This window comes from Aeribacillus sp. FSL W8-0870 (assembly GCF_037963755.1).
In the GTDB taxonomy this organism is placed as follows: domain Bacteria; phylum Bacillota; class Bacilli; order Bacillales; family Aeribacillaceae; genus Aeribacillus; species Aeribacillus composti.
Window position 1 is genome coordinate 606,998 of the sequence record NZ_CP150165.1, and the last position, 24,368, is coordinate 631,365.

The 24,368-nt window shown below is 39.5% G+C and carries 22 protein-coding genes and 1 pseudogene; 6 read left to right on the forward strand and 17 right to left on the reverse strand.

What is annotated here, in order from left to right:
• Positions 1–20 precede the first annotated feature (20 nt).
• Both NSU02_RS03080 and NSU02_RS03085 read left to right on the forward strand, forming a co-directional pair.
• Positions 21–296 (forward strand): PTS sugar transporter subunit IIB, encoded by a 276-nt coding sequence (locus NSU02_RS03080; protein ID WP_339194170.1) that lies wholly within the window; start codon positions 21–23, stop codon positions 294–296.
• A gap of 21 nt (positions 297–317) precedes the next feature.
• Positions 318–1,643, forward strand: coding sequence for a PTS transporter subunit IIC (locus NSU02_RS03085; RefSeq protein ID WP_063386327.1), 1,326 nt, complete (start codon positions 318–320; stop codon positions 1,641–1,643).
• Positions 1,644–2,265: 622 nt separating this feature from the next.
• On the opposite strand, the gene NSU02_RS03090 is transcribed toward NSU02_RS03085, so the two are convergent.
• Together NSU02_RS03090 and NSU02_RS03095 are read right to left on the reverse strand one after the other, a co-directional pair.
• Positions 2,266–2,916: a response regulator gene (locus tag NSU02_RS03090; RefSeq protein WP_063386369.1), complete on the reverse strand. Its 651-nt coding sequence runs from the start codon at positions 2,914–2,916 to the stop codon at positions 2,266–2,268.
• A gap of 63 nt (positions 2,917–2,979) precedes the next feature.
• On the reverse strand, positions 2,980–4,557 hold the full coding sequence (locus NSU02_RS03095; RefSeq protein ID WP_063386326.1) for a sensor histidine kinase: 1,578 nt from the start codon (positions 4,555–4,557) through the stop codon (positions 2,980–2,982).
• A gap of 133 nt (positions 4,558–4,690) precedes the next feature.
• Here NSU02_RS03095 and NSU02_RS03100 point away from each other — a divergent pair, with 133 nt between their 5' ends.
• Positions 4,691–5,740 carry a DctP family TRAP transporter solute-binding subunit gene (locus tag NSU02_RS03100; RefSeq protein WP_339194173.1) on the forward strand — a complete coding sequence of 350 codons (1,050 nt, stop codon included), beginning with the start codon at positions 4,691–4,693 and terminating at the stop codon, positions 5,738–5,740.
• A gap of 392 nt (positions 5,741–6,132) precedes the next feature.
• Here the strand turns inward: NSU02_RS03100 and NSU02_RS03105 are convergent, their stop codons facing one another.
• Positions 6,133–7,065, reverse strand: coding sequence for an Rpn family recombination-promoting nuclease/putative transposase (locus NSU02_RS03105; RefSeq protein WP_339194175.1), 933 nt, complete (start codon positions 7,063–7,065; stop codon positions 6,133–6,135).
• 86 nt (positions 7,066–7,151) lie between these two features.
• A complete protein-coding gene (locus NSU02_RS03110; protein WP_339194177.1) occupies positions 7,152–7,310 on the reverse strand; it encodes a hypothetical protein in 159 nt (52 codons plus the stop codon).
• Positions 7,311–7,452: 142 nt separating this feature from the next.
• On the opposite strand from NSU02_RS03110, the gene NSU02_RS03115 reads away from it, so the two are divergent.
• Complete coding sequence (locus NSU02_RS03115) at positions 7,453–7,683, forward strand: hypothetical protein (protein WP_339194178.1); 231 nt, start codon at positions 7,453–7,455, stop codon at positions 7,681–7,683.
• Between the two features lie 295 nt (positions 7,684–7,978).
• Here the strand turns inward: NSU02_RS03115 and NSU02_RS03120 are convergent, their stop codons facing one another.
• The 13 genes and pseudogenes from NSU02_RS03120 to NSU02_RS03180 all read right to left on the reverse strand — a co-directional run bounded on the left by NSU02_RS03120 (position 7,979) and on the right by NSU02_RS03180 (position 21,109).
• Complete coding sequence (locus NSU02_RS03120) at positions 7,979–8,893, reverse strand: aminopeptidase (RefSeq protein WP_339194180.1); 915 nt, start codon at positions 8,891–8,893, stop codon at positions 7,979–7,981.
• Between the two features lie 7 nt (positions 8,894–8,900).
• Positions 8,901–9,116: an EamA family transporter gene (locus NSU02_RS03125; protein WP_339195652.1), complete on the reverse strand. Its 216-nt coding sequence runs from the start codon at positions 9,114–9,116 to the stop codon at positions 8,901–8,903.
• 126 nt (positions 9,117–9,242) lie between these two features.
• Positions 9,243–10,424 (reverse strand): IS701 family transposase, encoded by a 1,182-nt coding sequence (locus NSU02_RS03130; RefSeq protein WP_311066339.1) that lies wholly within the window; start codon positions 10,422–10,424, stop codon positions 9,243–9,245.
• A gap of 115 nt (positions 10,425–10,539) precedes the next feature.
• Positions 10,540–11,127 carry a DMT family transporter gene (locus NSU02_RS03135; protein ID WP_339194181.1) on the reverse strand — a complete coding sequence of 196 codons (588 nt, stop codon included), beginning with the start codon at positions 11,125–11,127 and terminating at the stop codon, positions 10,540–10,542.
• 286 nt (positions 11,128–11,413) lie between these two features.
• On the reverse strand, positions 11,414–12,079 hold the full coding sequence (locus NSU02_RS03140; protein WP_339194182.1) for an AroM family protein: 666 nt from the start codon (positions 12,077–12,079) through the stop codon (positions 11,414–11,416).
• Positions 12,080–12,081: 2 nt separating this feature from the next.
• A complete protein-coding gene (locus NSU02_RS03145) occupies positions 12,082–13,017 on the reverse strand; it encodes a DUF1177 domain-containing protein (RefSeq protein ID WP_339194183.1) in 936 nt (311 codons plus the stop codon).
• Between the two features lie 12 nt (positions 13,018–13,029).
• Positions 13,030–14,079, reverse strand: coding sequence for a DUF917 family protein (locus NSU02_RS03150; protein WP_339194184.1), 1,050 nt, complete (start codon positions 14,077–14,079; stop codon positions 13,030–13,032).
• Between the two features lie 12 nt (positions 14,080–14,091).
• Positions 14,092–15,657, reverse strand: coding sequence for an OPT/YSL family transporter (locus NSU02_RS03155; RefSeq protein WP_339194185.1), 1,566 nt, complete (start codon positions 15,655–15,657; stop codon positions 14,092–14,094).
• Positions 15,658–15,659: 2 nt separating this feature from the next.
• Complete coding sequence (locus NSU02_RS03160) at positions 15,660–16,301, reverse strand: aspartate/glutamate racemase family protein (RefSeq protein WP_339194187.1); 642 nt, start codon at positions 16,299–16,301, stop codon at positions 15,660–15,662.
• 334 nt (positions 16,302–16,635) lie between these two features.
• The gene (locus NSU02_RS03165) at positions 16,636–17,829 is read right to left on the reverse strand and encodes an ISL3 family transposase (protein WP_339194188.1); all 1,194 of its coding nucleotides are present in this window, start codon (positions 17,827–17,829) and stop codon (positions 16,636–16,638) included.
• 137 nt (positions 17,830–17,966) lie between these two features.
• Positions 17,967–19,571: a PucR family transcriptional regulator gene (locus NSU02_RS03170; protein WP_339194189.1), complete on the reverse strand. Its 1,605-nt coding sequence runs from the start codon at positions 19,569–19,571 to the stop codon at positions 17,967–17,969.
• Between the two features lie 404 nt (positions 19,572–19,975).
• Positions 19,976–20,506: pseudogene (locus NSU02_RS03175) on the reverse strand (beta-galactosidase trimerization domain-containing protein); the annotation flags it as partial.
• 192 nt (positions 20,507–20,698) lie between these two features.
• Positions 20,699–21,109: a hypothetical protein gene (locus NSU02_RS03180; RefSeq protein ID WP_339194191.1), complete on the reverse strand. Its 411-nt coding sequence runs from the start codon at positions 21,107–21,109 to the stop codon at positions 20,699–20,701.
• Between the two features lie 809 nt (positions 21,110–21,918).
• On the opposite strand from NSU02_RS03180, the gene NSU02_RS03185 reads away from it, so the two are divergent.
• Both NSU02_RS03185 and manA read left to right on the forward strand, forming a co-directional pair.
• Positions 21,919–23,205: a dicarboxylate/amino acid:cation symporter gene (locus NSU02_RS03185; RefSeq protein WP_339194192.1), complete on the forward strand. Its 1,287-nt coding sequence runs from the start codon at positions 21,919–21,921 to the stop codon at positions 23,203–23,205.
• 186 nt (positions 23,206–23,391) lie between these two features.
• Positions 23,392–24,342: a mannose-6-phosphate isomerase, class I gene (gene manA, locus NSU02_RS03190; RefSeq protein WP_339194194.1), complete on the forward strand. Its 951-nt coding sequence runs from the start codon at positions 23,392–23,394 to the stop codon at positions 24,340–24,342.
• The last annotated feature ends 26 nt before the right edge of the window (positions 24,343–24,368 follow it).

Here is a 24,368-nt window from a genome sequence, read left to right on the forward strand (position 1 = left end):
TATTAAAAGGAGGAATAAAAATGAAAAAAGTACTTGTCATTTGTGGGACTGGGGTTGCAACATCAACAATGGTGATGAATAAACTGAAGGAATTTTTTGAAGAAAAACAAATAGATGTTCAACTTCATCAATCAAAAGTGTCGGATGTTCTGTCAACAGGAAATGATTATGATGTCATCGTATCTACGACCGTTGTTCCACCAAGCATTAAAACAAAGGTTGTTAATGCCGTTCCTTTACTAACAGGTGTAGGAAAGGAAAAGGTATTTAACGATATATTAGAAGCATTAAAATAATCAATGAAGGGATGGGAGTATATGGATTTCATCCAAAAAATTGTTGATTTAGGACCTACAGTCGTATTGCCTATCATCATTTTTCTATTTGGTCTAGTATTAAAAATGAAGCCGGGGCGTGCATTTCGGGCAGGTTTAACAGTTGGAATTGGATTTATTGGTATTAATTTAATTATCGGTCTGCTCATGGACAATTTAGGACCTGCCGCAAAAGATATGGTTGAAAGACTGGGTATTGATTTAAGCATTATTGATGTTGGTTGGCCGGCTACTTCTGCCATTGCCTTTGGATCAACTGTAGGCGCATTGGCAATACCAATCGGATTAACTGTCAATTTAATTTTACTAATTGTAGGTTTGACAAAAACATTGAATATTGATTTGTGGAATTTATGGCATATTGCATTCACAGGCGCGCTTGTCAGCATTATGACCGACAGCTTTACAATGGGGATTGTAACAGCCGCTGTACATGCAATCGTCCTTTTAGTCCTTGCTGATATGTCTCAAAAACATGTAGAGCAATTTTATGGATATCCTAACATATCTTTTCCTCATGGAACGTCTACGCCGTATATTTTATTTGCTTGGCCTTTAGAAAAACTATTCAACATTATTCCTGGATTAAAAAATTTAAAAGCTGATCCTGAATCAATTCAAAAAAGATTGGGAATTTTAGGTGAATCGACAGTATTAGGGCTTATATTAGGTCTTATTATCGGAATTTTGGCAGGATGGAATGTTAAAGAAGTGTTGAATTTAGGAGTATCAACTGCAGCTGTTATGCTTCTTTTACCGCGGATGGTATCCATTTTAATGGAAGGCCTTGCACCAGTTTCTGAATCTGCCAGTGAATTTGTAAAATCAAAATTTCCTGGCCGAGAAGTATTTATAGGGATGGACAGTGCTTTGGCAGTAGGACATCCAGCAGCGATCGCTTCATCTTTGATCATGGTGCCTATTGTACTGTTACTGGCAATTATTGTTCCTGGTAACAAAGTATTGCCGTTTGGCGACTTGGCAACAATACCATTCATTGTGAGTATGATGGTTCCGATTTTCCGAGGGAACGTTGTTCGAACAGTTGTAGCAAGCACGATTGCATTAGGTTTTGGTCTATTGTTGGCAACATATATTTCACCACTTTTCACACAAGCAGCAAAAAATGTAGGCTTTTCTTTCCCGGAAGGAGCGAACTCAATATCATCGCTTGTTGACGGAGCGGTTCCAACGACTGCCATCTTTTTATTCGGTGCAAAATTAGGGTATATTGGTTTGATCATTATTGCATTAATTGCTTTAGCAACAGCTTATTATATAAATAAAAGACCAAATAAAATAAACTAATAGTTTTATAGAATTGGACTAATCCTTTGTTTCTACAGCAAACTAAAAATTTAATTTGATTGAACATGGCTCCAACTCTCAAATCATTAAGTTTTGAAGTTGGAGTTTTTTTGATTTTGCTGAAATATTTTGCCGATTTAAAACGTCGACGCTTACTTAAAAAAATCACGTGTCTTTGTTTAGCATGGGGCATTTTGTAACGGATCATTACAAGGCAGTTATTCCACTAAAAAAGTGGGGTAAAAAATTTAAAAGCAAAGTTGAAAATGGTAATGGCTAAGGAACAGATAAAGAGCGGACAATAGGTTGAAGGAAAGCAAGGGAGGAGGGAAAAAGTTGAAAATTCAACGCATTGAAAGGCAAAGTCGGCGAAAAATTCTGAACTCGTTTTTAGAATAATCGTTGTTTATTGAGAACTCATAATGTAGGTTCGAAAGCCTTTCTATGTCCCGATTAAAAAAGAAAATGTCCGTAAGAGAAAATTGACACCATTAGTATTCAACGTGCGATGACTGTTCCCCTGATAAAGCCAACATAGCATTTATTTGTCCTAGCAATTTAAAAATGAGAAAAGTGGTCCAGCTCAATGATTTTTTCGTTTGTTTTTCGCCTCTTGTCAAGCTTAATCAGAATGAAACATATATCGATTGACAGGTCTTCCGATGCTGCCGTACTGAACATGGATTGAGACTTTTTTGATTTTCGCCAGGTAGTCTAAATATCTTCGTGCAGTAACGCGTGCAATACCGATTCCTTCCGCAACTTCTTCAGCGGAAATCGGTTCTTTTTGATTTTGAAGGAAACGGATAATCTTATCAAGTGTTACTTGGTTCAACCCTTTAGGCAGTTCTGGATTCTCTGGCTTTTTCTTGAATTTATTGTTTAACAACATAGTGTCTACATCTTTTTGCGTTAATTTTTCTTTTTCCTTCAGCTGGCTATGATAAAGCAAATAGTTTTTTAATGATTGTTGGAGCCGTTCAAATTTAAACGGTTTCATAATGTAGTCAAAAGCGCCGTTTTGCAGGACACGGCGAACAGTTTCCATATCTCTCGCAGCGGTAATCGCAATGACATCTACGGAATGACCCTCTGACCGGATTTGCTTAAGCGTTTCTAATCCATCCTGATTAGGCATGTAAATATCTATAATAACTAGTTCAGGTTTCAATTCTCGAACAAGCTCTATGCCTTCTTTTCCGTTCCCTGCGATTCCAATCACAGTAAAGCCGTCGACTTTTTGGATAAATTGTTTATTCACCTCTTGAACCATGGGATCATCTTCAATCAACAATACACTAATTTTTTTGTTCAAATTTTTTGCCCCCTTTGTTTTTTACATATCAAATGTGATGATAAATGTAGTTCCCATACCTTTTTGCGACTCAACCTGAATGTGACCGTTTGCTCGGTCAACAATTTGTTTGACCAGATATAAGCCTATTCCATGATTTTGCTTGTTTTTTGTGGAAAAACCCTTTTCAAAAATGTTCGGTAATACAGAATCGTCTATGCCAGGACCGTTATCTTCAACTAATATCGTGCAAATTTCTTTATTTTGATCGATGCTGACGAATATTTCTTTGTCAGGATCAGTCGACTCTTGAAAGGCATCAAAAGCATTTTCAATTAAATTCCCAATGATGATCACCAGGTCGTTATGATCGATATTTTTTGGAAATCGCTCCAAATGGCTGTTTCTGTCAATGACTACTTTAATTCCGAGCTCTTTGCCCCGGCTGATTTTGCTGAGTAAAAGGCCCGATATGCTTTCATCTTTAATATGTTCAGTTAAAAAGTTTGTCAGCTCTTCTTGCTCTTCCGTTATTTTGAATACATATTCTAACGCTTTTTCTTTATGTCCAAGCTGAATGAGACCTGCTATCGTGTGCAATTTGTTCATATGTTCATGATTTTGAACACGAAGCGCGTGAACAAAAGCTTTCACTCCGGTTAATTCTTCCGCAAGCTTTTTGATTTCAGTTCGATCCTGGAAAATGGCGACAGCTCCGACCGTTTCGTTATTCACTCTGATCGGGATGCGATTGCTTAAAATGCTTAGATTCCTTACCTGCAATTCTTTGTTATAAATAGGACGGTCAATTACTAATATTTCCGGGAGTCGGGTGTCGGAAATAACGTCGCGAATCGGCTTTCCGATCACATCTCCTTCAATGCCCATCATTTGTTTGGCACGGTCATTAAAAATAGTTATACGTTCATTTTTATCAATGGCAATGACTCCTTCGTGCATAGCATTAAATGTTTCAGTCCGTTCAACTAGCATTTTAGCTATTTCAAAAGGCTCCAAGTGAAACATCTGCTTTTTTATATGTCTTGCCAGGAGCCAGGCCCCCAAACCGCCTAATAGTAAGACAAGAAAAGAAATCGAAAAAATTTGCGATTTTAAATTTGCAAGCAGCTCATATAAGCTTGGAAGCTTATAGGCTGCGATGACGACTCCAACTTGTTTATGTTCTTTATTCATGACAGGTACAAAGGCGCGGATAACAGTGCCGATTTCTCCATTTGCTTTTGACGTATATGTGTGTTCGGCAAAGGCAGGACCTTCATCTTCTCCTTCCGATTTTGTTCCGATTAAAGATTTGACCGGATGGGAAAGGCGGGTACGATCCATATCGAGCACAACAATATATTCTGTTCCGTTAATGATTTGAAGACGTTCAATCATCGAAGGAATCAGCTGGCGATCTTTCAAGCTTCCATTGAGCCCGTTTCTGACTTCAGGCAGCGCCGCAACCGTCCTCGCAGCTAATATAGATTGCTGTTTAAGCTCTTCTTCTTTTTGGTTTAAATATTCGTTTACAATAAATAATCCTCCGAAAAAAAGCGATAAAAAGACAATAATAAAAATTAAACCTGTTATTTTCCATATAATTGGTAATCGCTTCATAAGGCAACCTCTTTTAGCTAAACGTTCATACTTGCTTTATTTTATCACAGATTTGCTTTCCTTTACTTTAGAGAAAGAGCATGCTTGGTATAATTTATGTTAAAATGATCAAAAACAAATGGTGTGATGAATCATGAAGAAAAAAATCGTGAGGTATTTGGCTATAGTATGTGCCGGGTTAGCCTTTGCGTTATTTTCCTATAATATCATTATACAATCTCAAAATGATCCACCGGTTTACGATGATGAGCAAGAGGGGCTAAAAGAGCAAATTAAAATCTATTTCAGCCATGTAGTGGCGGAGGATACGCCAAAAGGCTTGGCTGCCCAAAGGTTTGCAGATTTGGTCGAGGAAAAGACGAAGGGCCGAGTAAAAGTGATTGTGTTTCCAAACGGTTCATTATATTCAGATAAAGATGAAATAGAAGCTTTAAGAAAAGGCAAAGTGCAAATGATTGCTCCTTCCTATTCAAACGTGGCAGAATTGGTTCCGGAATGGGAAGTGTTAGATTTACCGTTTATTTTTCAAAACGATGATAATGTTGAAAGGGTTTTAACAGGAAAAATTGGCGAAGAGCTGCTCAGTATGTTAGAACCGAAAGGATTTAAAGGACTGGCTTTTTGGGGAAATGGATTCAAACAAATGGTAAATAGTCAAATGTTTATGAAAAATCCGGATGATTTCAAAGACCAAAGATTTCGGATCATGCCTAATAAAGTCATAAAAAAACAATTTAACATGTTAGGAGCGGAACCGATTGCCCTCTCATTTGATCAAGTTTATGAATCATTAGAAGAGGAAGCATTTGACGGACAAGAAAACACAATTTCGAATATTTATTCAAAAAGATTTTATCAATTTCATCCGTATGTAACAATTAGCAATCACGGTTATTTAGGATATGTCGTAATGGTCAATGAAACATTTTGGAATCAGCTACCTAAAGACGTTCAAAAACAAATTATGGGAGCAATAGAAGAAACGACAGCTTGGAATATGAAGCAATCAAAACAGCAAAATATAAGACAGCTTGAAGAAATGAGGCAAAATCCAAATATACATATTCATACGTTAACGGAAAAAGAGCGAAAGAAATGGCAGGAACGATTTGTGCCGCTTTACCAAGAATATGAAGCGAAATATGGAAAGCTATTAAAAGAAATAAGAAATGCAGCAAGCTGAACTAGCCATCGTTTCAGCAAAAATGGACTGTCCGCGAGGCGGCAGTCTTTTTTTATGCTCAAGTTTGACAGAGTACACTAAAGAAAAGCCCGAAAATACTGGTGTTTTGGACTTTACCCACAACACGTACCACTACACTTGTTAGTGGCACGTGTTTTTTTCTAAATTCTTACCGTTTTCTCCACCGATGATATATTCGTAAAACAAGCTTTACGCCCATCACCTACTTTCCCCTCTCCACTCTGATTCTTCCGAATGGACGTTTATATGTTTCATTTGCACGCCAGCCGGCAGCATGAAACAATTCAGTTTGGAACTTTTGGACTGGTATAACATACAGCGGCTATTCGGGGAATACGATCCCGTGAGGATGAGACCGGCACCATACCCAACTACTCTTTCAACAGGTGACGGATTTCTTCTTCCGGCAAATCCAGCATTTGCGCAATTTCTGTTACGCTCATTCCTTTTCCCCTCATTTTGCAAATAAGTTCACGCTCTTTTTGTCTCATCCCTTGCTCCAATCCTTGCTTTAGCCCTTGTTTCAACCCTTCCTCCATTCCCGCACGCCGTTCGCCCAGAAGGTTGGACAATTGATCCCGCAGCCATTTCAGCCGCATTTCATATGCGTAGCGATTTTCCGAACTGACGCTTAGCTTCTCCCACTCTTCCAATGCTTCGCGAATTTCTTGCTCGTTCATCGCCAACACCTCCAGTTCCTTGAGAATCGTCTCATCGATCTCTCGTTTCCGGGCATCTACCGCCGACAGCATCATCAACCAGGGCCACTCCGAAGATCGTTTGATCTCACGTCTGTATTTCTTCCATTTTACCATAAATTGTGATACATCAATGGCGTGAAATTCAAGATGCGTGCTCCAAAGAAATTGTTCTTTGTCTTCGCGGATATGAAAGATGGTGTGGAAACGGTCCGTTTCATGCGGAAAGAGCGGGTAGTTGAGGATGGCAATCATAATGGTGGGCGGAAGTTCGCTGTACCCTTGACCTTTGAAAAGCGACTGGGAAAAGAGCCTCGCCCAGTAATACAAAATCCGCTCCGGCATATCGTGCTGGTCAATGATTTGAATTTCCACGTTGATCCGCTCGCCTCGGTCGGTCCACACGAGCACATCCAACCGGTTCATTTTTCCCTCTTCTATCTCTTTTGTCAGCTCCATGTTTTCAAACTGCACATCAACAATCCGGTCATGGCCTGTCCGATGCAAAACCGCATTCAAAAAAGCGATTGTTATCTGCTTTCGGCTCGGATGACCGAACAATTGTTTAAACATAAAGTCCAGTTTTAAATCGAGGTATTCCTTCATAACATAACAGGGATCATCCTTTCGAGGAGAATGTGGAGAGGAGTTGAGGTTCATCTAAAGAAAAGCCAAAATCATTGACAGAGTTTTCAAACAAAAAGGAGCGCATCGCCTTCCAAAAACGCACTGCTTGGTGCATCCCAACCAGCAGCCGTTTTAATTAAAACTTTACCACCATACATTTCAAGAACATATGTTCTGTTAATGCTATTGTAATACACTTTATCTTCTCTTTCAACCACCAACATTTCGACAATTTTCGCATCCCCGCCAAACACTGCATCAAAAAGGAGAGCCTAGTTTACAAGACAGGCTCTCCTTTTCCCCTAGAAATAGATCCTTGTTGTCTTTTGGAAAACAGGAAGATGGGGAATCCCATGGGAGCAATCGGTGATTTGGTCACAGGTTATTGTTCTGAAAAACAGGAAGACGAGGAATCCCTCCTCATTTTCCTTAAACATAAATGGAGGCGGAAATGAAGGCATCGTCTTTATTGGAATCGATCGAAAGAAAAGACAAGCACTAGCCATGATCCGCGCCTCATCCGGAGAAGATTGGACGAGTTTCATCATAGTCCGCATTCCTTTGCTGCGCATTCCTTTACCGCATGTCCCGCATTAAAAAAGGAAAGGGGGAGTGTATGAATGGGTGCGAAGACCCCCGGCAAATCAAACCGCTTCCTTTTCACACAAAATTCAGGACTTAATCGCCTCCAACAAGTTTTTTAGCTTAACTTATACAAATTCCAGCTGCAATCAACTAAACGCAACAGGCAAAATTCAAACCATTTCATATCCTAAAGGATGAGAAATGGTGGTTTAATATTACTGGGTTGTATACCGCTGATGGCCGTGCTTTTTTATGCTGCAAACATTTCATGGTTTAATATTACTGGATTGTATACTGCTTCCTTCCATTAAAAAACAAACTCCACTGTCGGATTTTTCGTTACACAATCAATATGAACATCTGCTTTAACCATTCCGCCAAAGGTGTGATTGGAACCGAATGCAACGTGGACGGTATTGTACGCTTTTTCATCTTCCAAAATAACGCCTGTGATTCTTGCTGCATAGTTTGTTCCGATGCCTAACTCGCCTAACAAACGGCCGTTTCCATCCCCGAGCAGCGCCAGCAATTGAGCACCTGTCTCACCTGTGGCATCTACCAACCTCCCCTTTTCAATCGTTAATACAACAGGTTCATCGACTAAACCTATACCTGCAATCGAACCTGTAATCTCAATTTTTCCTACCGCTTGTTCTTCTAATGGAGCTATATACGCCTCACCTGAAGGAAGATTTCCGGATGCCGCTTTTCCGCGGAAAACACCTGTACTTGGTATGCCGTCTCTGCCTTCAACAGGAATCTTTAATTCATAGCTGTCGCCGGTTTTAATAATAACCATTTTTGCCTTTGTTAATTTTTCCGCTACTTCATTTGTTTCTTTTTCAACTATGCTATAATCTGCACTCATCGCACCATTCAAAAACATATCTTCTGTAATTCCCGGCATGGTAATGACACTAACTCCATGTTGATTGGCCGTTTTCCTTGCAGCAGTATGGGTCAATGAATGTTTCGTTAAACAAAAGACAAGATCAAATTCCAGCATTTTTTCTGCCGTTTCCTGCGGAGGTTCTTCCCCTGATTTACTCCGATCTTCCATTACATGAATTTTCGTTTTCCACCCATCATTTTTTAGAGCCTTTTCAAATTTTCTCCCTAACGATTCTGTACTATTATCCGTTAAAACAAGGATAGATATATTTTTGTCTACTGAAAAATTATTTTTCATTAAATTATGAACGGTTTCTTGAAAACTGCTCATACCCTTTTCACTCCTTATTTTGCGTAAAATATATACTTGCCAAAACAAAAATGAAAGCGATGATCGTACCGAAACCGAGTGGTTCATCCAATAAAAAAACACCTAACAGAATCGTGGTAATTGGCATCAAATAGGTAATAAATAAGGCAAAAATGGCGCCGCCGGATTTAATTAAATAAAAATACAACAGATTCCCGATACCCGAATTAAATACGCCTAACATAACAAAATAGAAAAAATTATTTCCACTAAATAAATATTGATAGCTATCAAGATCAAATAAAAGCCTGTAGATGAGCAATTTTCATAACAATAATTACCATACCAAAAGAGACAAACAGGGTATCCCTTATGCCACATGGAGCTGTTTTTTGACAACATCAATGGGAATATCTTGCTTCGCTGCATGGTAAATGAACTCGACGAGACTATGCCCTTTCTTCGTTCGGAGAAGATCAAGCCCAGTAGAGAAATCCCGGTTGGACTCGACCATACTGTACACATAAGCGAGTTGCACCAAGATCCAATACCGTTTCACCGCCCGACGTTGACGAACGCGGTACCCATCGAGCTTCAGCTGGTCTTTCGCTTGTCGAAAAAAGCATTCGATCGACCAACGTTGGGCATAGTAGCGCAAGATCTCTTCATCGCTTAGCTCCCGGTCGGTGCTCAAGACGCAGTGAAGATGTTCGGGTGTCATCGGCTGATCGGCTTTCCAAGCCAACAACACAACGGCATCATCGAGACCTTTCAGCGATCCCTCGTAGCGATACACGCGATAACGCTCTTCTCCCACCGTGACGAGATGGGTGTCGTTCGGTTCGATATAGCGGGCAAACTGTTTGGCTTGGATGGCGATGCCTTTCGGATAGAGAATCCGGTTCGTTTTGAGCATCGCGATGACGTGAAATCCTTTTTTCAGACAGGCTTCCACGAGCGCTTGCGATGGATACCACGAATCCATCAGCACATAAACGGGACGGCGTACATCCAAAGAAGAAAGCATCTCGATCGCGAGTTCCCCCTTGCTTTTCCCAGCGGCCTTGTCGTAGAGGCGGAACGCAAAGGGAAAAGCCTGGGTCATCGTATGAACCATGAGCCAAACAAGAGAATGTCCCCAGATCGACTTTTTCTCTGTGTGAGAATAGTGCCAATCACACCCTTGAATGGCGTGCGTTGCCCGTGACGAAGGCTTGATTTTTTGGCAAATCGTATCATCGATCGAAACAAAAAGGGGTTGATTTTTCTGTTTGGCGATCCGTTCGACACGATGAAGCATCCATTGCTGGAGTTTGCGAAGCAGCGTCTCTTCATCCCAAGGGCTTTTCGTGAAAAAATGGCTGAGTGTCGTTCGATGATTGGGGTGAAAGCTCCAATGATGAAGATCGGTCAACGTTCCAGAAAAGCCTTTCGTGATCATCGCATCCACGATATGAACGAGATGCTTCATGACAGGTTTTGAAAAATAAAGTGCCAACCCCAACATCGTGAAAAACTTGTGGATTCCTTGATGATGTGCTAATCTATTCATGAGACATGAACCTCCTTGTGTGAATGGTTTGTTGGCACATCTATTCTAACCAAGGAATCGGGTTCATGTCTCCTTTTTTGTTTCGATGTAAATTTATGTTAGTGATTTTGCTCATCTACAGTAAAAGCATAAAAATACCGGAATAAATACTGCCGACAGCCATTGAAACAAAGGACAATGTGTAGACAGAAACCGAACTCAAAAACTTGCCTGTCAAAATCGAAGACAATGTATAAAAACTGACTGCTACTAACAGAAATATGGCACTCATTACCTGAAATTGCCCACTTGAAGAAAATCCAAAAACAAAAGATAATACTATACCGATAAAGCCAATGGCGACACCTAATAGTTCTTGTCGATGAACCTTCTGTTTTAATAGAAAAACACTAAATAAAACGCCAAAAATCGGACCTGTTGCATTGATAACCGCACTAATGGTTGTATCTAAACCCTTTTGGCTAAAAATCATAAATACCCATGGAACACCTGCGCTTAACAAGGTAATTCCAATTAAGGCACCCTTATTTTTAAAGTCTGTTTTTTTCTTTTTCAATAGAACGAATGGCAACAAAACTAGACCGCCAAATAAACAACGATAAAAAACAATAGAAACCGCATGAAAATCTGGTAAAAGCAATTTTGTAAAATAAAATGTCGATCCCCAAAGGAGGCTTAATACAAATAAAGCCAATACTGGCATTTCAGATTACATCCTTCCATGCTATAGGAAAACGAAAGCGCCCATTAAGCGATCTGCTTCCAGGCCTAGAGCCGCAGGACTGTGAACAACATCGGTGAAACAGCATCGCATAAAGAAAAAGCGAATGCTTTTTCGGGGAGATAAAAGGCACGATGGGGCTTGTGATCCGATGTTGTCCAAATCGTACGGAGGCGATGGAAACCTCGCTCCTGCTTAAGCACTTCAGCATTTAAGTTCAAAATGTAATTTCTTACTTTAAAAAGAGATCCGGATAGATCCGGATCAACTAAAAGACATATTCTGTGGCAATCCGTGCCACAAGTGTACGTGGAAGAATCACCGGCAAACTGCTCCCTTTTTTCGCTTCAAGTTTATGGGTTTCATTGTACCCCATACAATCCAACACAATTAACTCTGCACCCTGTTCTTTTAAGGATGCTGCCGCTCCGGCGATATCGCTTTCTTCATAAGGAGAAGCGGCTGCCGTTACCAATTCCAGTCCGACACCCTCCCATTTTTTCGCTAATGAATGCCGCTGCTTTTCTAATGGAACCACTAACCCTAATTTACTGCCGCCCGTCATAATGGCTTGAACTGTATGCACTAAAATTTTATCCGGATAAATGATTGGTTTTGTTGTCACTAATGTTGGAAAATCACCGGTACATAACATAATCACTACTTCCACATCTTGTTCCAACTTGGTCAATTCATCCTGTAATAATGGAAGCAGCTTGCTTTTTCCAATCTCGACTGATTGACCATTGCGGAGTCGGGAAATATAAACTGTGTCCGAACCCTCAGGTTTGATGGCATCCATCGTTTCTTCCGTTAGCCGATCCAATCCGCCTCTTTCCACGATTTCTACACCCGCACCGAAAATTTTTTGAAAGGAAGGAGTGGCATCTGTGCGAGGGGATTGGCCGATTGTTAGTACACCAACCTTAGCCATGATTACTCATCCCCTAAAGTTTGCAAATGTTTCATGGAACCATAGAGTTTCACTAAACGTTCATATTCTTCTTTATCATAGAATTCAAAGTTGCCTTGTGTATATTCTTTTGCCACTTCAATGCAAAATCTTACAGCTTGGGCAATATCGACTTCATGGCTAGCACCAGTACCGCATCCCGGCACAGCTGTTTTGGCAGTGATAGCGACGCCGACAACCGGTGCATCTGTTGCAACGGCAGGCTGAAGAATGCTATTTAAGTGGTAGACGCCATTGCCGTATGGCGTAATATCTTGCGTTGTGACAGCAAACGTGACTGGTAAATCCCCCGTTGTCATTTCCATAATTCGCAGTAAATCATCATTGAATTTTAAAATATATCCTGATTTGACTGTTGGAGAAATCGCAATACCACGGTGGTTTATCACTTTATTTCCTTTCGTTGTATCAATCGATAAAACGGCGTCCATTTCCGGGACTACTTCATATCGATTCATTGTTAATATATCAACAGGAGAATCCATAAAATCTACAGGTTCATGCGGCCGTGTAGGCGCATCCGGACAAATATGTGTCGTTACATAAACATCACCGGGCAACCGGTCCCCTTTTTCGGACATGATTGCAAGTTTTAAAGCTATTGTTACAGCCGCGGCTGCTCCATCACCGTCGGAAACAAATCCAATCCGATTTGGACGTGCGCCCAAACCGCCAAGTCTTCCGACAACACCCAATGTCGGAGCATGTCCGCCGCTCGATTTCCCATTTGTCCCTTTAATTAATATTTTGACAAAATCTGTTGACCCATTTTCACCAGTTACTGTTGTGTAGCTTGCTTCCACATATTTTTTTCCTTCAAATAAGCGGACAACCGCTTCTCCATTAACTGAAGCATCATCTAGTAATTCCAAAACTTCCATTGTATATTTTAAAGACATCCCACTCTCTCCTTATACAATTTTTTTGTTAATAACAGGTTCAATGGTTTTTAACAAATTGTAGTTATACATGGTTGAGCTTAATTTCAAATTCTCTTTTGGAACGGAAATGACGGCTACTTTCAGTCCCTCTTTCACCTCAGCACTGACAACCGGCATTCCTGTTTCGGCATTGAAAGTCATAATTAAATCAGGAAATGTCCCTTTTCTCTGGCCATTGACTTCGACTGTCATGTACTCATTCCAAAATGTTAATTCCAAGTCATCAACTTTTACAAACCCTACATCAAAACCGCCTTTTTCTTCAAGCTCGCAATAACTAACCGTTCCGGAATGAATAACACGCCCTTTTAAATGGGACGCAACGGCTTCAATTCTTTCCGGTCCCTCCGGTGCTGACAAAAAGACTTCGCCGAGTTCAATTGCTTGAGTAATGCCGCCTACTGCTGCATTTTCTTTTACATAATCAACAGTTACCGGATTTCGGCAAACGGCAACCATTCCGCCCGCTTCTACTGAAATACTTCTGACAATTTTACCGGCTGATTCCAGGGATGATTTTACGACACCTTCCACTTGTCTTTTCCCTTTTCCGCCGGCAAATGACTGGATCGAAACATAACCGTCAACTTCAGACAAATTCATGGAGCCCATCGCCCCTGTTGGATGGGCGCGTCCGTTGCTTGGCGCATCAATAACCGGCAGCCCGGTTGCCGCTGCCTGCAGCCAGCCATTTATCGTTGTTGCTGCCCCATTTTCATTTGTCATAAGCGCTTTAATAGGATGGTGAAACTCCTTTAGCATCCGGTTTACAGTCTCAACAAACTGGTCGGAACTAACAGAAGCTTCCTTAGAAGATGGAGCCCCTACTAATGAAACATTGACTACATAATCGCCGCCCTGTAATTCATCAATTGAAACTAATTCCGGCTGGCCAATGGAAAAAGTAGACTCGGCTTTTTGGAGACCGTCATGAATCCAGCCTCCGCCTCCCCCGCCGAGAATACAGCCGCCGTAAACGGCTTTTTTCGCATCTTCCATCGTTAATGTTTTTCTAGCCATTCTATCACCTCATTATTTCGCTTTAAACACGGATGAGAAGAAACTATATAATGCATCGCCGGCAATAAATCCAGCTGCGGTCGTATACATCTTATTTTCAGCTTCAGATCCTATAAATTTGATAACAAGAACGCGAATTATTAAACCGACAATAACAGCCCATCCTGCTAAAGGATTCATAATAAGCAACCCAGTAGCCAGCATAATGCCCAATTGTCTTTCCGTACCGCCAATCAGCTGAATAATCACCCCGGGAATGGCCCATAAGAGCAACATAAGACCAACATTCCCGCTTAATCCAGACTTAATGGTGGATGCATATACATGATCAACCGGCGGAACTAAGCCTTGTCCAAAAAAGTTCTTGGAAAATAGGGCAACCATCACAATTGCGATAATGAACCCGATAAATGCACTTTTCAATTGTATTTTCCGTCCATATAATTCTTGTTCAACGGAAACGCCAGTCCGAATGATGTTGCCGGATTTCAAATCATATCCAAAATCTGCAAAAGCAGGTCCTGTTGCTGCTGTAAAACCGGTCAGCAATGCTAATGCAACTGGCGGGAAGCCGAGTATCATGCCGATTAACAATGAAATAAGTGTTACCGCAAATGCCGGGAACCAACCGGAGTGCATAGCCGCAATCCCGACTATAATTTCATGCACTAATGCAGCAAAAGCAGCAAATATAATGAAAAGAATCAATTGACCAAATGGCATTTCAGTAATGAGCCCGCCCATGACGGCAATTAGAATAGCGATTCCTAAGTAAAGCAGGAATCCAAAACCAAAACCTTTTTTAATATCGTCAGCACCGCGGGTATATTCGTATCCGCTTGTGTCTGTAACTTTTCCACCTTGTTTTCTCGTTTTCGTAAAAGTAATGATAAACTGAATAAGAGCAACGAGACCTGCGCCGATCATCATGCCATGTGGGATATAATAGTCTCCTAAATTCAAGCCAAACAACGGTTGCGAGTATCCGTTAAGTAATAAACCAATACCGAACATGCTCAAAGCCCAAAAATTCCCGATGAATGCAACACCAAAGGCCGACATGGAAATGCCGAAGTGGGATCCAACTAATCCGCCAAGAATCCCCAATCCAAGATATTTTGCCTTTTTGCCGCCTTCATCACCGGCTTTTAAAGCTTCGGCCGTGGCAACACCTGGAGGCCATACTTCGTTTGCCCCGAAAAGTTTCGTATCGAAAACTTTATAAAGGATAAGGGCATCGGTTAAAAGCGCCAATCCGGCTCCGATTAACATTGGGATAATAAGGTCCGGCAAGCCCATTACAAATGGAAGTCCAATTGGTATTAATAAACTATTGGCAGCCCCAAAAGTGGCAGCTGAAATGGATGTCTGAACTAAATTTTGATTTTCCAACGACTTAAATTGTTCAAAGATTTTAATTGGAATTCTCGCAAATAACATGGCGATTAATGCGCCAATAATGGATGTATTTGGCGTAATACCGAGCGTTGTAATTAGTTGCATCCCGATAATGGCGCCAAAAATAGAAATAAGAACAGAAAAAATAAAAAAGGTTAAATTGAATGTCCTATTTTGCATCTTTATGACCCCTTTTTAATTAATTGATAACCAATCCCTTGCGCCTCCACTAAATCGATAACAGGTACAGAAATTTTTCCGTTTAAATAATCTTTAAGTCCAATAGTGGAAAAACCTGTACAAGCAAACAGGATACAATCGGCGCCAGAGTTGATGACATCCTTTACTACTTCTAATAATTCATCTTTTGCCGTGGAAGCGAATAAATCGGTTGTTTTTCTAAGAGAAGGATGATAGGAGTAGGAATGGAATTTCCTTCCCAATTCCTCTTTCATTCGTGCTGGAGGTGCGTCGGTAATGCCAATGATGCCAATACGGTTTCCTACCATACTTGCAGCATGCGCCCCACAACCCCCAGCACCTAAAACCGGCAAATCAATTTCATTTCTTGCTTCATCCAAGCCTGGATCTGCAGCACAACTAATGGTAATGGCATCAATGTTCGGTTTTTCCGCCAATTCTTTAGCTAACTCAACGATTTTGGGTATGGCTTTTTTCTCCGATTCATCATCGTATATTCCATTAGGTTGCGATGGAATACAGCGTGTGACCGATTCTATGGAAAAATATTCTTTCAATTTCTTCCCGTGTTCATTTAAAATTTTTTCATCATCAGTTGTTAAAACACGAATAATCCCTAACAATTGAACCACCTCTATCGGATTTTTCACCATTATAAATTTTTCAACTATTTCTATAAATGCAAAAAGAGTGAAATCATTTTCTTTCTGAATTATCCATATTGTGCATTGTTGATCTTTACGCAAATGATCTATTTGATAAAAAAAGAGTCTCATCACCATATTCTGTGATGTTCACACAATTCCGGCAATAAGTTAGCAAGATTGATACTCAATCTAGAGTAGCTCCTTCGTCAGCTTGCAGACCACTAAGTGGGTAGAATGGAAGAGGTCGAGCGCTTTCCTTGACGGATTCCATTCTACCAACTACAATGCGGAAAGCTGATGAAGGGCATGGTTAAGCAACCTGATTTTTATAAGTTTTACCTGTACATTCCAAAAATACACGTAGCCGAAATCTTTCAAGGTTTCTGAAGCCAAAAGCACGTCTTTTGATGTTCTTACTCTTATGGTTTGTACCTTCAATCCGGCCATTCGTAAAAGGGGTAAGAAAATATTGTAAAATTTGTGCCTTCCAATTTTCTATCGTCTTGGCAACTTGATGAAATGAAGGAAATGGGCTGCTCCATGCGAGTTGAATCCATTCTTCTAAGAGTGAATCAGCTGTATCATAGTCATTCACTTGGTATATTTCTCTAAAGAGTTCTTTTAGAAAATAGGCATATGACAATTCTGAATGCTCTTTGAGCATCTCGTCTAATTGTTGTTTTTCATTAGCCGTTAACTTTTCAGAACCTTTCAAGAGTTTAAACCGTCCCTTTTTTAGTCCAGGAGTTTTCTTTCTAACTTGGTCAAGTGCATGTGTCACCTTTTGCACCACATGATATTTATCAATGACGATACAGGCCTCTGGGAATATAGATTTAACAGCTTTATGGAAGGGATCCCACATATCCATAACAACGGTATGAACGCATTTATCAGACAGAATCTTCTTGGCAAGTAAGATCTGAGTTGAACGATAACTCCGTTGATGTTCCATACCAAGCACACTCCCGGATTGGGTATCCATAAGAACTGTTTCATATCGGTGACCCTTTCGGACAGCGATCTCATCAAGGCTAAGGATTAATTCATTGTTTTCTAAAACACTTTCAAGAGTTTCTAAATGCTCCTTCTCTTTTTCTTTAGCAACGGAATAAAATATTCTCTCAACGGTTGTATAAGGTATTTTTTCCTTTCGACTCACTTCTTGGATAGTAGAGCCAATGCACATTTCGTACAGATATTCTCTGTACCGATTGGTCTGATGCTTATTAGGACGGATACATTCAAATGTTTGTGAAAATCCCTCATTACAGTTGTGACAACGGTATCTATACACTCTGACAAACAAGAAAAGGGGCTTACCTAATACGGACAAGTCACGAACCTTTCTTGTCCGCCAGTCATGGACATGACTAGAAAAAAAACCGCAGTAAGAACAGCGTTCTTCTGTAGTATTTTTCTCAACATGTAACAAACTGCAATCTTCAAGAAACACTTGTTTAACAACTTCAAATTCTGGCAAATCTAGTGATACGGAAAACACTTTAGAACCTCCTGTTATGTTAAGTGACGCTAACATTATTGCCAGGAATTCGTGAGTGTTTTCCTTATTTTTTGGGTTAAATCACAAAATGTGGTGATGAATCAAAAAAGAGAGACGAACCATTTATTTCGCCTCTCTTAAGCTATTTTCATGATTTTTAAGCAAAATATTAAAATAAAACGATTTTCCGAATTGTTTAAATCTATATTTAGTAATTGTTCAATTTTTTTCAATCGATAGGTCATCGTACGCCGATGAATAAACAGAATTTCTGCCGACTTTGAAACATTGCCATTTTCCTGTAAATAAACTTCCAATGTTTTTAATAAATCATTCTTTTTATCTTCCAGCAATGGCGCCAAAAAGTTCAGTGCGTATTGTTTCGCAAACGGGTCATCAATTAAATTTAGTAAAAACTGATAAATTCCCATTTCATTATATGTGTAAACATATTCTCCCTTTTTTACATTCGAACCGACTTCGATGATTTTTGTAACAGATTGCACGACCGTATCGAGGTTGGCTCCTTTTCCAAAATAAGGACTAATCGAGACATATAATCCCCTTAAAGGATCCAATTTATTGTACGCCTCTATTTGGTTTTTCCACCGTTGGACCATTTCACTATAATTCTCTTCAATACCTGTTAGGAGCGCATAAAATTTTCTGTTTTTCATAAAGATAAACACTTGACTTTTATGAATTTGCAATTGCTCAATGAAATCCATTAACTTATTTCGAATTAAACCTTCATAGTCAATCAAAGACGGATTGGAATACGGGATGTTTAAACTGTCCGAATAAAAGTGAATAATGACATTATTCTTTTCGTTTGCCTGATCCAAATGGTCAAAACCCTTCAGAAACCCATTCATTTGTTCATAATCGTTTAGACGTTTTCTCTGATTATACAACTGTTCTTTCAATAATACATCTTTTAGCTTGTTCCCCACTTCTTCTAAATGATTTTGAAAGACAGGATCCGTGATTAAAGAATTGATACAGTGAATGTGGACAACGGCAAATACGCGGTTTTTATAAGTAAGCGGGATAATCATTTGCTTTCGATATCCTTCTATACTAAATAAAATATTTTTCGTGTGTGAAAATTTAGTTGTCCACTCCTCCAACATTTCATCATACCGCTGATAGGTTGGCAGTGAAAAAAGTGCCGTTGACTTTCTCCATCCATCGGATGTAAAGTTTTTTGCAGCATATAGAAGTCTTCCTTCGTTATCTTCTATATAAACGGATCCATTTAACATCTTTGATAGCACATCAAGCGCTTCTTGAACCGAATCGATTTCCATTGCTCCAAATTTTGACAAAGGATTTTCCGAACGACCCTGTCCAAAATACTTCTCTTTATATAAACATTCATAAAGTGGTGTTAACACGTTTATATAGGAAATGTTTTTAGGCAAAGAGATGATGGGAAAGTCATGTTGATTGGTAATGGCAATCATTTCTTCCGGAAGCGTATCAATAAATCTTCCGACTTTTATAACTAAACCAGCCGCCCCAATCGATATCAAATCCTTTACAACTTGAATTTGTTTATCCGGATCGTCTTTTATTGAATAAAAGGTTGTTAATACTAACATACCGGGAGTTGCCCAATTCAATACTTCCGGTACTTCCATGACTTCAACGGTTTCTATTTTCCGGAAAATCCCCTTTTCACCAGCAACGATCTTTCCTGAAGCTAATTCGCCAATTTTTAATGCATCTTTTACTTTCATCCCTTCATCGCCTCGAAAAAAAATTTGAAAAGGAAATATTTTTTGAACATTATATCACCAATTGAAAAAGATAGTAATACAAAATTGTTGAGAGTAAAGGAAATAGTTCGTATTTTCGTAAAAATTTTATAGTTAATGAGGTTGATTGTTCGTTTTATAGATTTGGAAATATAGGGCATATCTATAGGTCAACCCGTTATTCTCCTGAAAAAACCAATTACTCTATTCAAGTTTCTAAAGGATTGTCATTAACCGAATACGATAGCTTGTGAAACCGCTTTCAATAAACTGAACTTCAAAACTTTCATTATTATATAAAAAAGACATTGATTGTTGCCAACAGATTATAAAACTCTCATAAGCAGGAGGTTTTTCTCCCGCTCATGAGATTGTGTGCAAAACAGCTAATTCGTTCTCGTTTTTTCTACAATTTTTACCTCATATTTTTCTAAGGTCACTTCACCTATTAATTCCTTGCCGGTTATCATATCCTTGACCGTTGAATGAAACGTAACGGATTGTGCTTCCTCCGTAAAATTCATTACAAAGATATAGTCATTTTCATTGTCATGCCTTACTTGGACAGATACACCTTTGCCATGCTGAACAGGACAGGCGGGTTTTAGCGACAATTCCTCCATTAAATTATTATAAAAATCAGTCTGAAATTGTCGTTCTAATCTCGCACCTATGAAATAAGCTTTACCAGCTTGATATTGATGGCTGGTTATTGCGGGTGTATTGGCATAAAAATCTTGCAAATAAATTCCTTCACTCTTTGCAGTATATAATTCCAGGACTGTGGCATAATCCCTCAACTCATACTTTTTATCATGGTATAAAACGTAATTCCGGTCCTTTGGATAGAGGCTGTCTGTTTCAATCGGTTTCATCCCAAAAATTTCTTGTAAATTTTTAGGCCATCCACCTAAATAAAATGTCTCATCACCATATTCTGTGATGTTCACACAATTCCGGCAATAAGTTAGCGAGATTGATACTCAATCTAGAGTAGCTCCTTCGTCAGCTTGCAGACCACTAAGTGGGTAGAATGGAAGAGGTCAAGCGCTTTCCTTGACGGCTTCCATTCTAGCCACTACAATGCGGAAAGCTGATGAAGGGCATGGTTAAGCAACCTGATTTTTATAAGTTTTACCTAACACCATGGCAAAAATGGCTTCGTCATACTGAGAAGCAGCCTCGGAATCATCCATGATTTTACGTAATAGCCGACCAAGCCCTAACTTTTCCCATACCTTTCGGAACAGATAAACCGGCCCAAACTCTTTTGTCCAAAGCACGGAGACAGAAGAGGAAGAGCCTTGCCCGTGAATTCGGTCAAAGTAACGCTCTGAAAATTTGGCTAATCCCTCGATTATGTTATCGACAGAGCCATTCTCTAATAAATGTTCTAACCTCCCTAGATTACAAAGCGTTTGTTGCCGAACTTTATTGTCTACACGAAATGTACGACATATTTGTAGATATTGACGAACAGAACCATTTTTATTTTTTTGCTTATTAATTCGAATATACATAGCACTAATAGTATAACATATATTACATATTATTGGATATACAAAAGTTATCCACATAACACTACATAATGATTATATTTTCGATAAAAAAAGTGGATAACTATTGGTATAATCACCTTTAGTTATCCACATGTAGTGAAATGGTGTCAAACTTGAGTTATGGAATTTGAGAGAAAAAAAAGAGGTGTTATATTCGCCGCTCTCATCCATTTTTACGCATGATACACCACAAGAAATAGTCCAACGAGCATTCGGTGGAAAGATGTAAGATAAAGTACATGGACATCACAGTGGCTGCACTTTCTTTACAGGAATGGCTGAAATAAAACCTTTCAGCTTATCGGCAGTAACTATTTGAAACGAATGAATGATTCTAAGAAAACTCGATCGCATCGTCTATCGCCCGTTGTGTTTTGATTTTTTTTGGGGTTACAAATGGACAATCGGTTATGAAAATGGTCATCGTTGGAGTTACGACTGAAGCATGAGAGTCGTTGGGCAGTAGTTAACCTGCTCTGCTAAGGAAGGAGAGCAAGCCGTTTACGTTTCTTTGGAGTGACAAGCTCGTTAGACTTTAAGTGTGAGTAGTTGAAAAGCAAAAATGAATCTATTAAGAGTTTCCGCTTCTGTTTCCCAGAATGACTAGGGAGGTGCTGATCCTTTCTCATTTTTGGCCATTCAAATTAATTTTGAGACCAAAAAGAACAAAAAGATTAATAAAACCATAATATTAAAACTTTTTGAACATTCTATTAACATAGATTTACGGACATTTGAAAACGTTATCAAAGGGGAAAGGAGAGAGATAAATGAGAATAAACTTTAAAAACCTGACAGTACAGGTTATTATCGGAATAATTTTAGGGATTACAGTTGGATTTTTATTCCCGGAGTTCGGGGCAAAATTAAAGATTTTGGCAGATATTTTTATTAAACTAGTGAAAATGGTGATTGCACCAATTGTATTTTTCACCGTTGTCATCGGTATCGGATCGATGGGTGATCTGAAAAAAGTAGGCAGGATCGGCGGGAAAGCTCTGATCTATTTTGAAATTGTTACGACGATAGCTCTAGCTATCGGGATCTTTGTCGTAAACATGATGAAGCCTGGTGAGGGCTTTAACACCGATAGTGTGCAAGGAGGCGATATTTCTCAATATACGAAGCAAGCAGAAGAAGCAAATCACGGTGCTTTGGACTTTATCATGAGCATTGTGCCAGAAAATGCTGTGGGAGCGCTTGCGAATGGAGAGCTCTTGCCAATTTTATTCTTCGCAGTCCTTTTCGGATTAGCAGCGGCAAGACTAGGGGAAAAAGCAAAACCTGTTATGAATTTGTTTGAACAATTAACAAATATCTTTTTTGGCATCGTAAATATGGTTATGAAAATTTCACCGATTGCAGCTTTTGGTGCAATGGCCTATACAATCGGAAATTTCGGTCTGGGATCGCTTGTGTCTTTAGGAAAATTAATGGCCTCTGTCTACATGACGATGTTCTTATTTATCGTGATCGTGTTGGGACTGATCACAAAATTTTACGGGTTCAGCATTCTAAAATTTATCGCATATATAAAGGAAGAAATATTGCTTGTGTTAGGAACTTCCTCCTCTGAATCCGCATTGCCAAAATTGATGGAAAAGCTTGAGAAGTACGGATGTTCTAAGTCTGTTGTTGGTCTTGTTGTTCCGACTGGGTATTCTTTTAACCTAGATGGAACGTCGATTTATTTGTCAATGGCGGCTATCTTTATTGCACAGGCATATGGAGTCGATTTAACCATTTGGCAAGAACTGACTCTACTTGGAATTTTAATGCTGACTTCAAAAGGCGCTGCAGGTGTGACTGGTTCCGGATTTATTACATTAGCCGCTACTTTGGCTGCATTTCCAATGGTTCCGGTTGAAGGAATTGCACTTCTCATCGGTGTTGACCGATTTATGTCAGAAGCCCGTGCGATTACGAATTTAATTGGAAACGGTGTCGCAACAGTTGTTGTTTCAAAAATGGAAGGAGAGTTTCATCCGGAAAAAGCTTCTCAAGAAGAGCAGGCTTCCAGTCAGGCGGCTGGCACTGTATATGCTAACGAACAGTGATCCGAAAATTTGATAACAAATCAAAAGGAAAAGGATGCTTTAAAGAATTCAGCATCCTTTTCTGTTTTGATATTGAAGGTTCCTCTTCAGCGATCTCTGTATAAAAAATGAAAAAAGGTGAAAAAATTTCAAGAACTGCTTAATATAAATAATGGGGAAATTATTGCAGAAAGGGAGTGGAACAAGATGGTGCAGTCTCCAATTTTTTTAAAGCCTGTTTTTAAAGATCGAATATGGGGAGGAAAAAACCTTCGCACTCATTTTCATTACGAAATTCCAACGGAGACAACAGGAGAATGCTGGGCGATTTCTGCCCATCCGCATGGTCAAAGCATTGTAGCAGAAGGAAAGTTTAAAGGGAAAACATTGGGTGAATTATGGGACAACCATCGAGAATTGTTTGGCGGAATAAAAGGGGATCGATTTCCTCTCTTAACGAAAATTCTGGATGCAAACAACGATTTGTCCGTACAAGTGCATCCAGATGATGAATATGCAAAAAAGCACGAAAATGGTGAATTAGGAAAAACGGAGTGCTGGTATATCATTGACTGCTCAGAAAATGCGGAGATCATTTACGGTCATCATGCCAAAACGAAAGAAGAGCTCGTATCCATGATTCAAAGTGGAAAATGGGATCAATTGCTGAGAAGAGTAAAAATAAAACCGGGCGACTTCTTTTATGTTCCGAGCGGCACCATCCACGCCATCTGCAAAGGAACGCTCATCCTTGAAACGCAGCAAAGTTCTGATACGACTTACAGAGTGTATGATTACGACCGCGTAGATGCAAACGGAAATAAAAGAGAATTGCATTTGAAACAAGCGATAGAGGTGGCGACTGTTCCTCATAAAGATTACACGATTGAACGTTCTGTGGAAGTAAAGGAAGGAGCAACGATTACCACATTTATCAAAAACGAATTTTTTTCAGTTTACAAATGGGAGATTGACGGCGAAGGGAAGTTTGTTCAAAATCATCCGTTCCTTCTTGCAAGCGTGATTGAGGGAGACGGGGAGCTTACTCATGATGGCCGTTCATACACACTAAAAAAAGGGGCTCATTTTATTTTGCCGAACCAAACGGGCGATTTCGCAATAAAAGGAAAATGTGTTCTCATTGTATCTCATGTATAAAACATTTATCCCGACTCTTCTTTCTC

Bases quoted from the DNA above. Each gene is read 5' to 3' on its own strand.
- NSU02_RS03080 (WP_339194170.1), top strand. From the start codon at position 21: ATGAAAAAAGTACTTGTCATTTGTGGGACTGGGGTTGCAACATCAACA.
- NSU02_RS03085 (WP_063386327.1), top strand. From the start codon at position 318: ATGGATTTCATCCAAAAAATTGTTGATTTAGGACCTACAGTCGTATTG.
- NSU02_RS03090 (WP_063386369.1), bottom strand. From the start codon at position 2,916: ATGGTTCAAGAGGTGAATAAACAATTTATCCAAAAAGTCGACGGCTTT.
- NSU02_RS03095 (WP_063386326.1), bottom strand. From the start codon at position 4,557: ATGAAGCGATTACCAATTATATGGAAAATAACAGGTTTAATTTTTATT.
- NSU02_RS03100 (WP_339194173.1), top strand. From the start codon at position 4,691: ATGAAGAAAAAAATCGTGAGGTATTTGGCTATAGTATGTGCCGGGTTA.
- NSU02_RS03105 (WP_339194175.1), bottom strand. From the start codon at position 7,065: ATGAAGGAATACCTCGATTTAAAACTGGACTTTATGTTTAAACAATTG.
- NSU02_RS03110 (WP_339194177.1), bottom strand. From the start codon at position 7,310: ATGTTGGTGGTTGAAAGAGAAGATAAAGTGTATTACAATAGCATTAAC.
- NSU02_RS03120 (WP_339194180.1), bottom strand. From the start codon at position 8,893: ATGAGCAGTTTTCAAGAAACCGTTCATAATTTAATGAAAAATAATTTT.
- NSU02_RS03125 (WP_339195652.1), bottom strand. From the start codon at position 9,116: ATGTTAGGCGTATTTAATTCGGGTATCGGGAATCTGTTGTATTTTTAT.
- NSU02_RS03130 (WP_311066339.1), bottom strand. From the start codon at position 10,424: ATGAATAGATTAGCACATCATCAAGGAATCCACAAGTTTTTCACGATG.
- NSU02_RS03135 (WP_339194181.1), bottom strand. From the start codon at position 11,127: ATGCCAGTATTGGCTTTATTTGTATTAAGCCTCCTTTGGGGATCGACA.
- NSU02_RS03140 (WP_339194182.1), bottom strand. From the start codon at position 12,079: ATGGCTAAGGTTGGTGTACTAACAATCGGCCAATCCCCTCGCACAGAT.
- NSU02_RS03145 (WP_339194183.1), bottom strand. From the start codon at position 13,017: ATGTCTTTAAAATATACAATGGAAGTTTTGGAATTACTAGATGATGCT.
- NSU02_RS03150 (WP_339194184.1), bottom strand. From the start codon at position 14,079: ATGGCTAGAAAAACATTAACGATGGAAGATGCGAAAAAAGCCGTTTAC.
- NSU02_RS03155 (WP_339194185.1), bottom strand. From the start codon at position 15,657: ATGCAAAATAGGACATTCAATTTAACCTTTTTTATTTTTTCTGTTCTT.
- NSU02_RS03170 (WP_339194189.1), bottom strand. From the start codon at position 19,571: ATGAAAGTAAAAGATGCATTAAAAATTGGCGAATTAGCTTCAGGAAAG.
- NSU02_RS03180 (WP_339194191.1), bottom strand. From the start codon at position 21,109: ATGTATATTCGAATTAATAAGCAAAAAAATAAAAATGGTTCTGTTCGT.
- NSU02_RS03185 (WP_339194192.1), top strand. From the start codon at position 21,919: ATGAGAATAAACTTTAAAAACCTGACAGTACAGGTTATTATCGGAATA.
- manA (WP_339194194.1), top strand. From the start codon at position 23,392: ATGGTGCAGTCTCCAATTTTTTTAAAGCCTGTTTTTAAAGATCGAATA.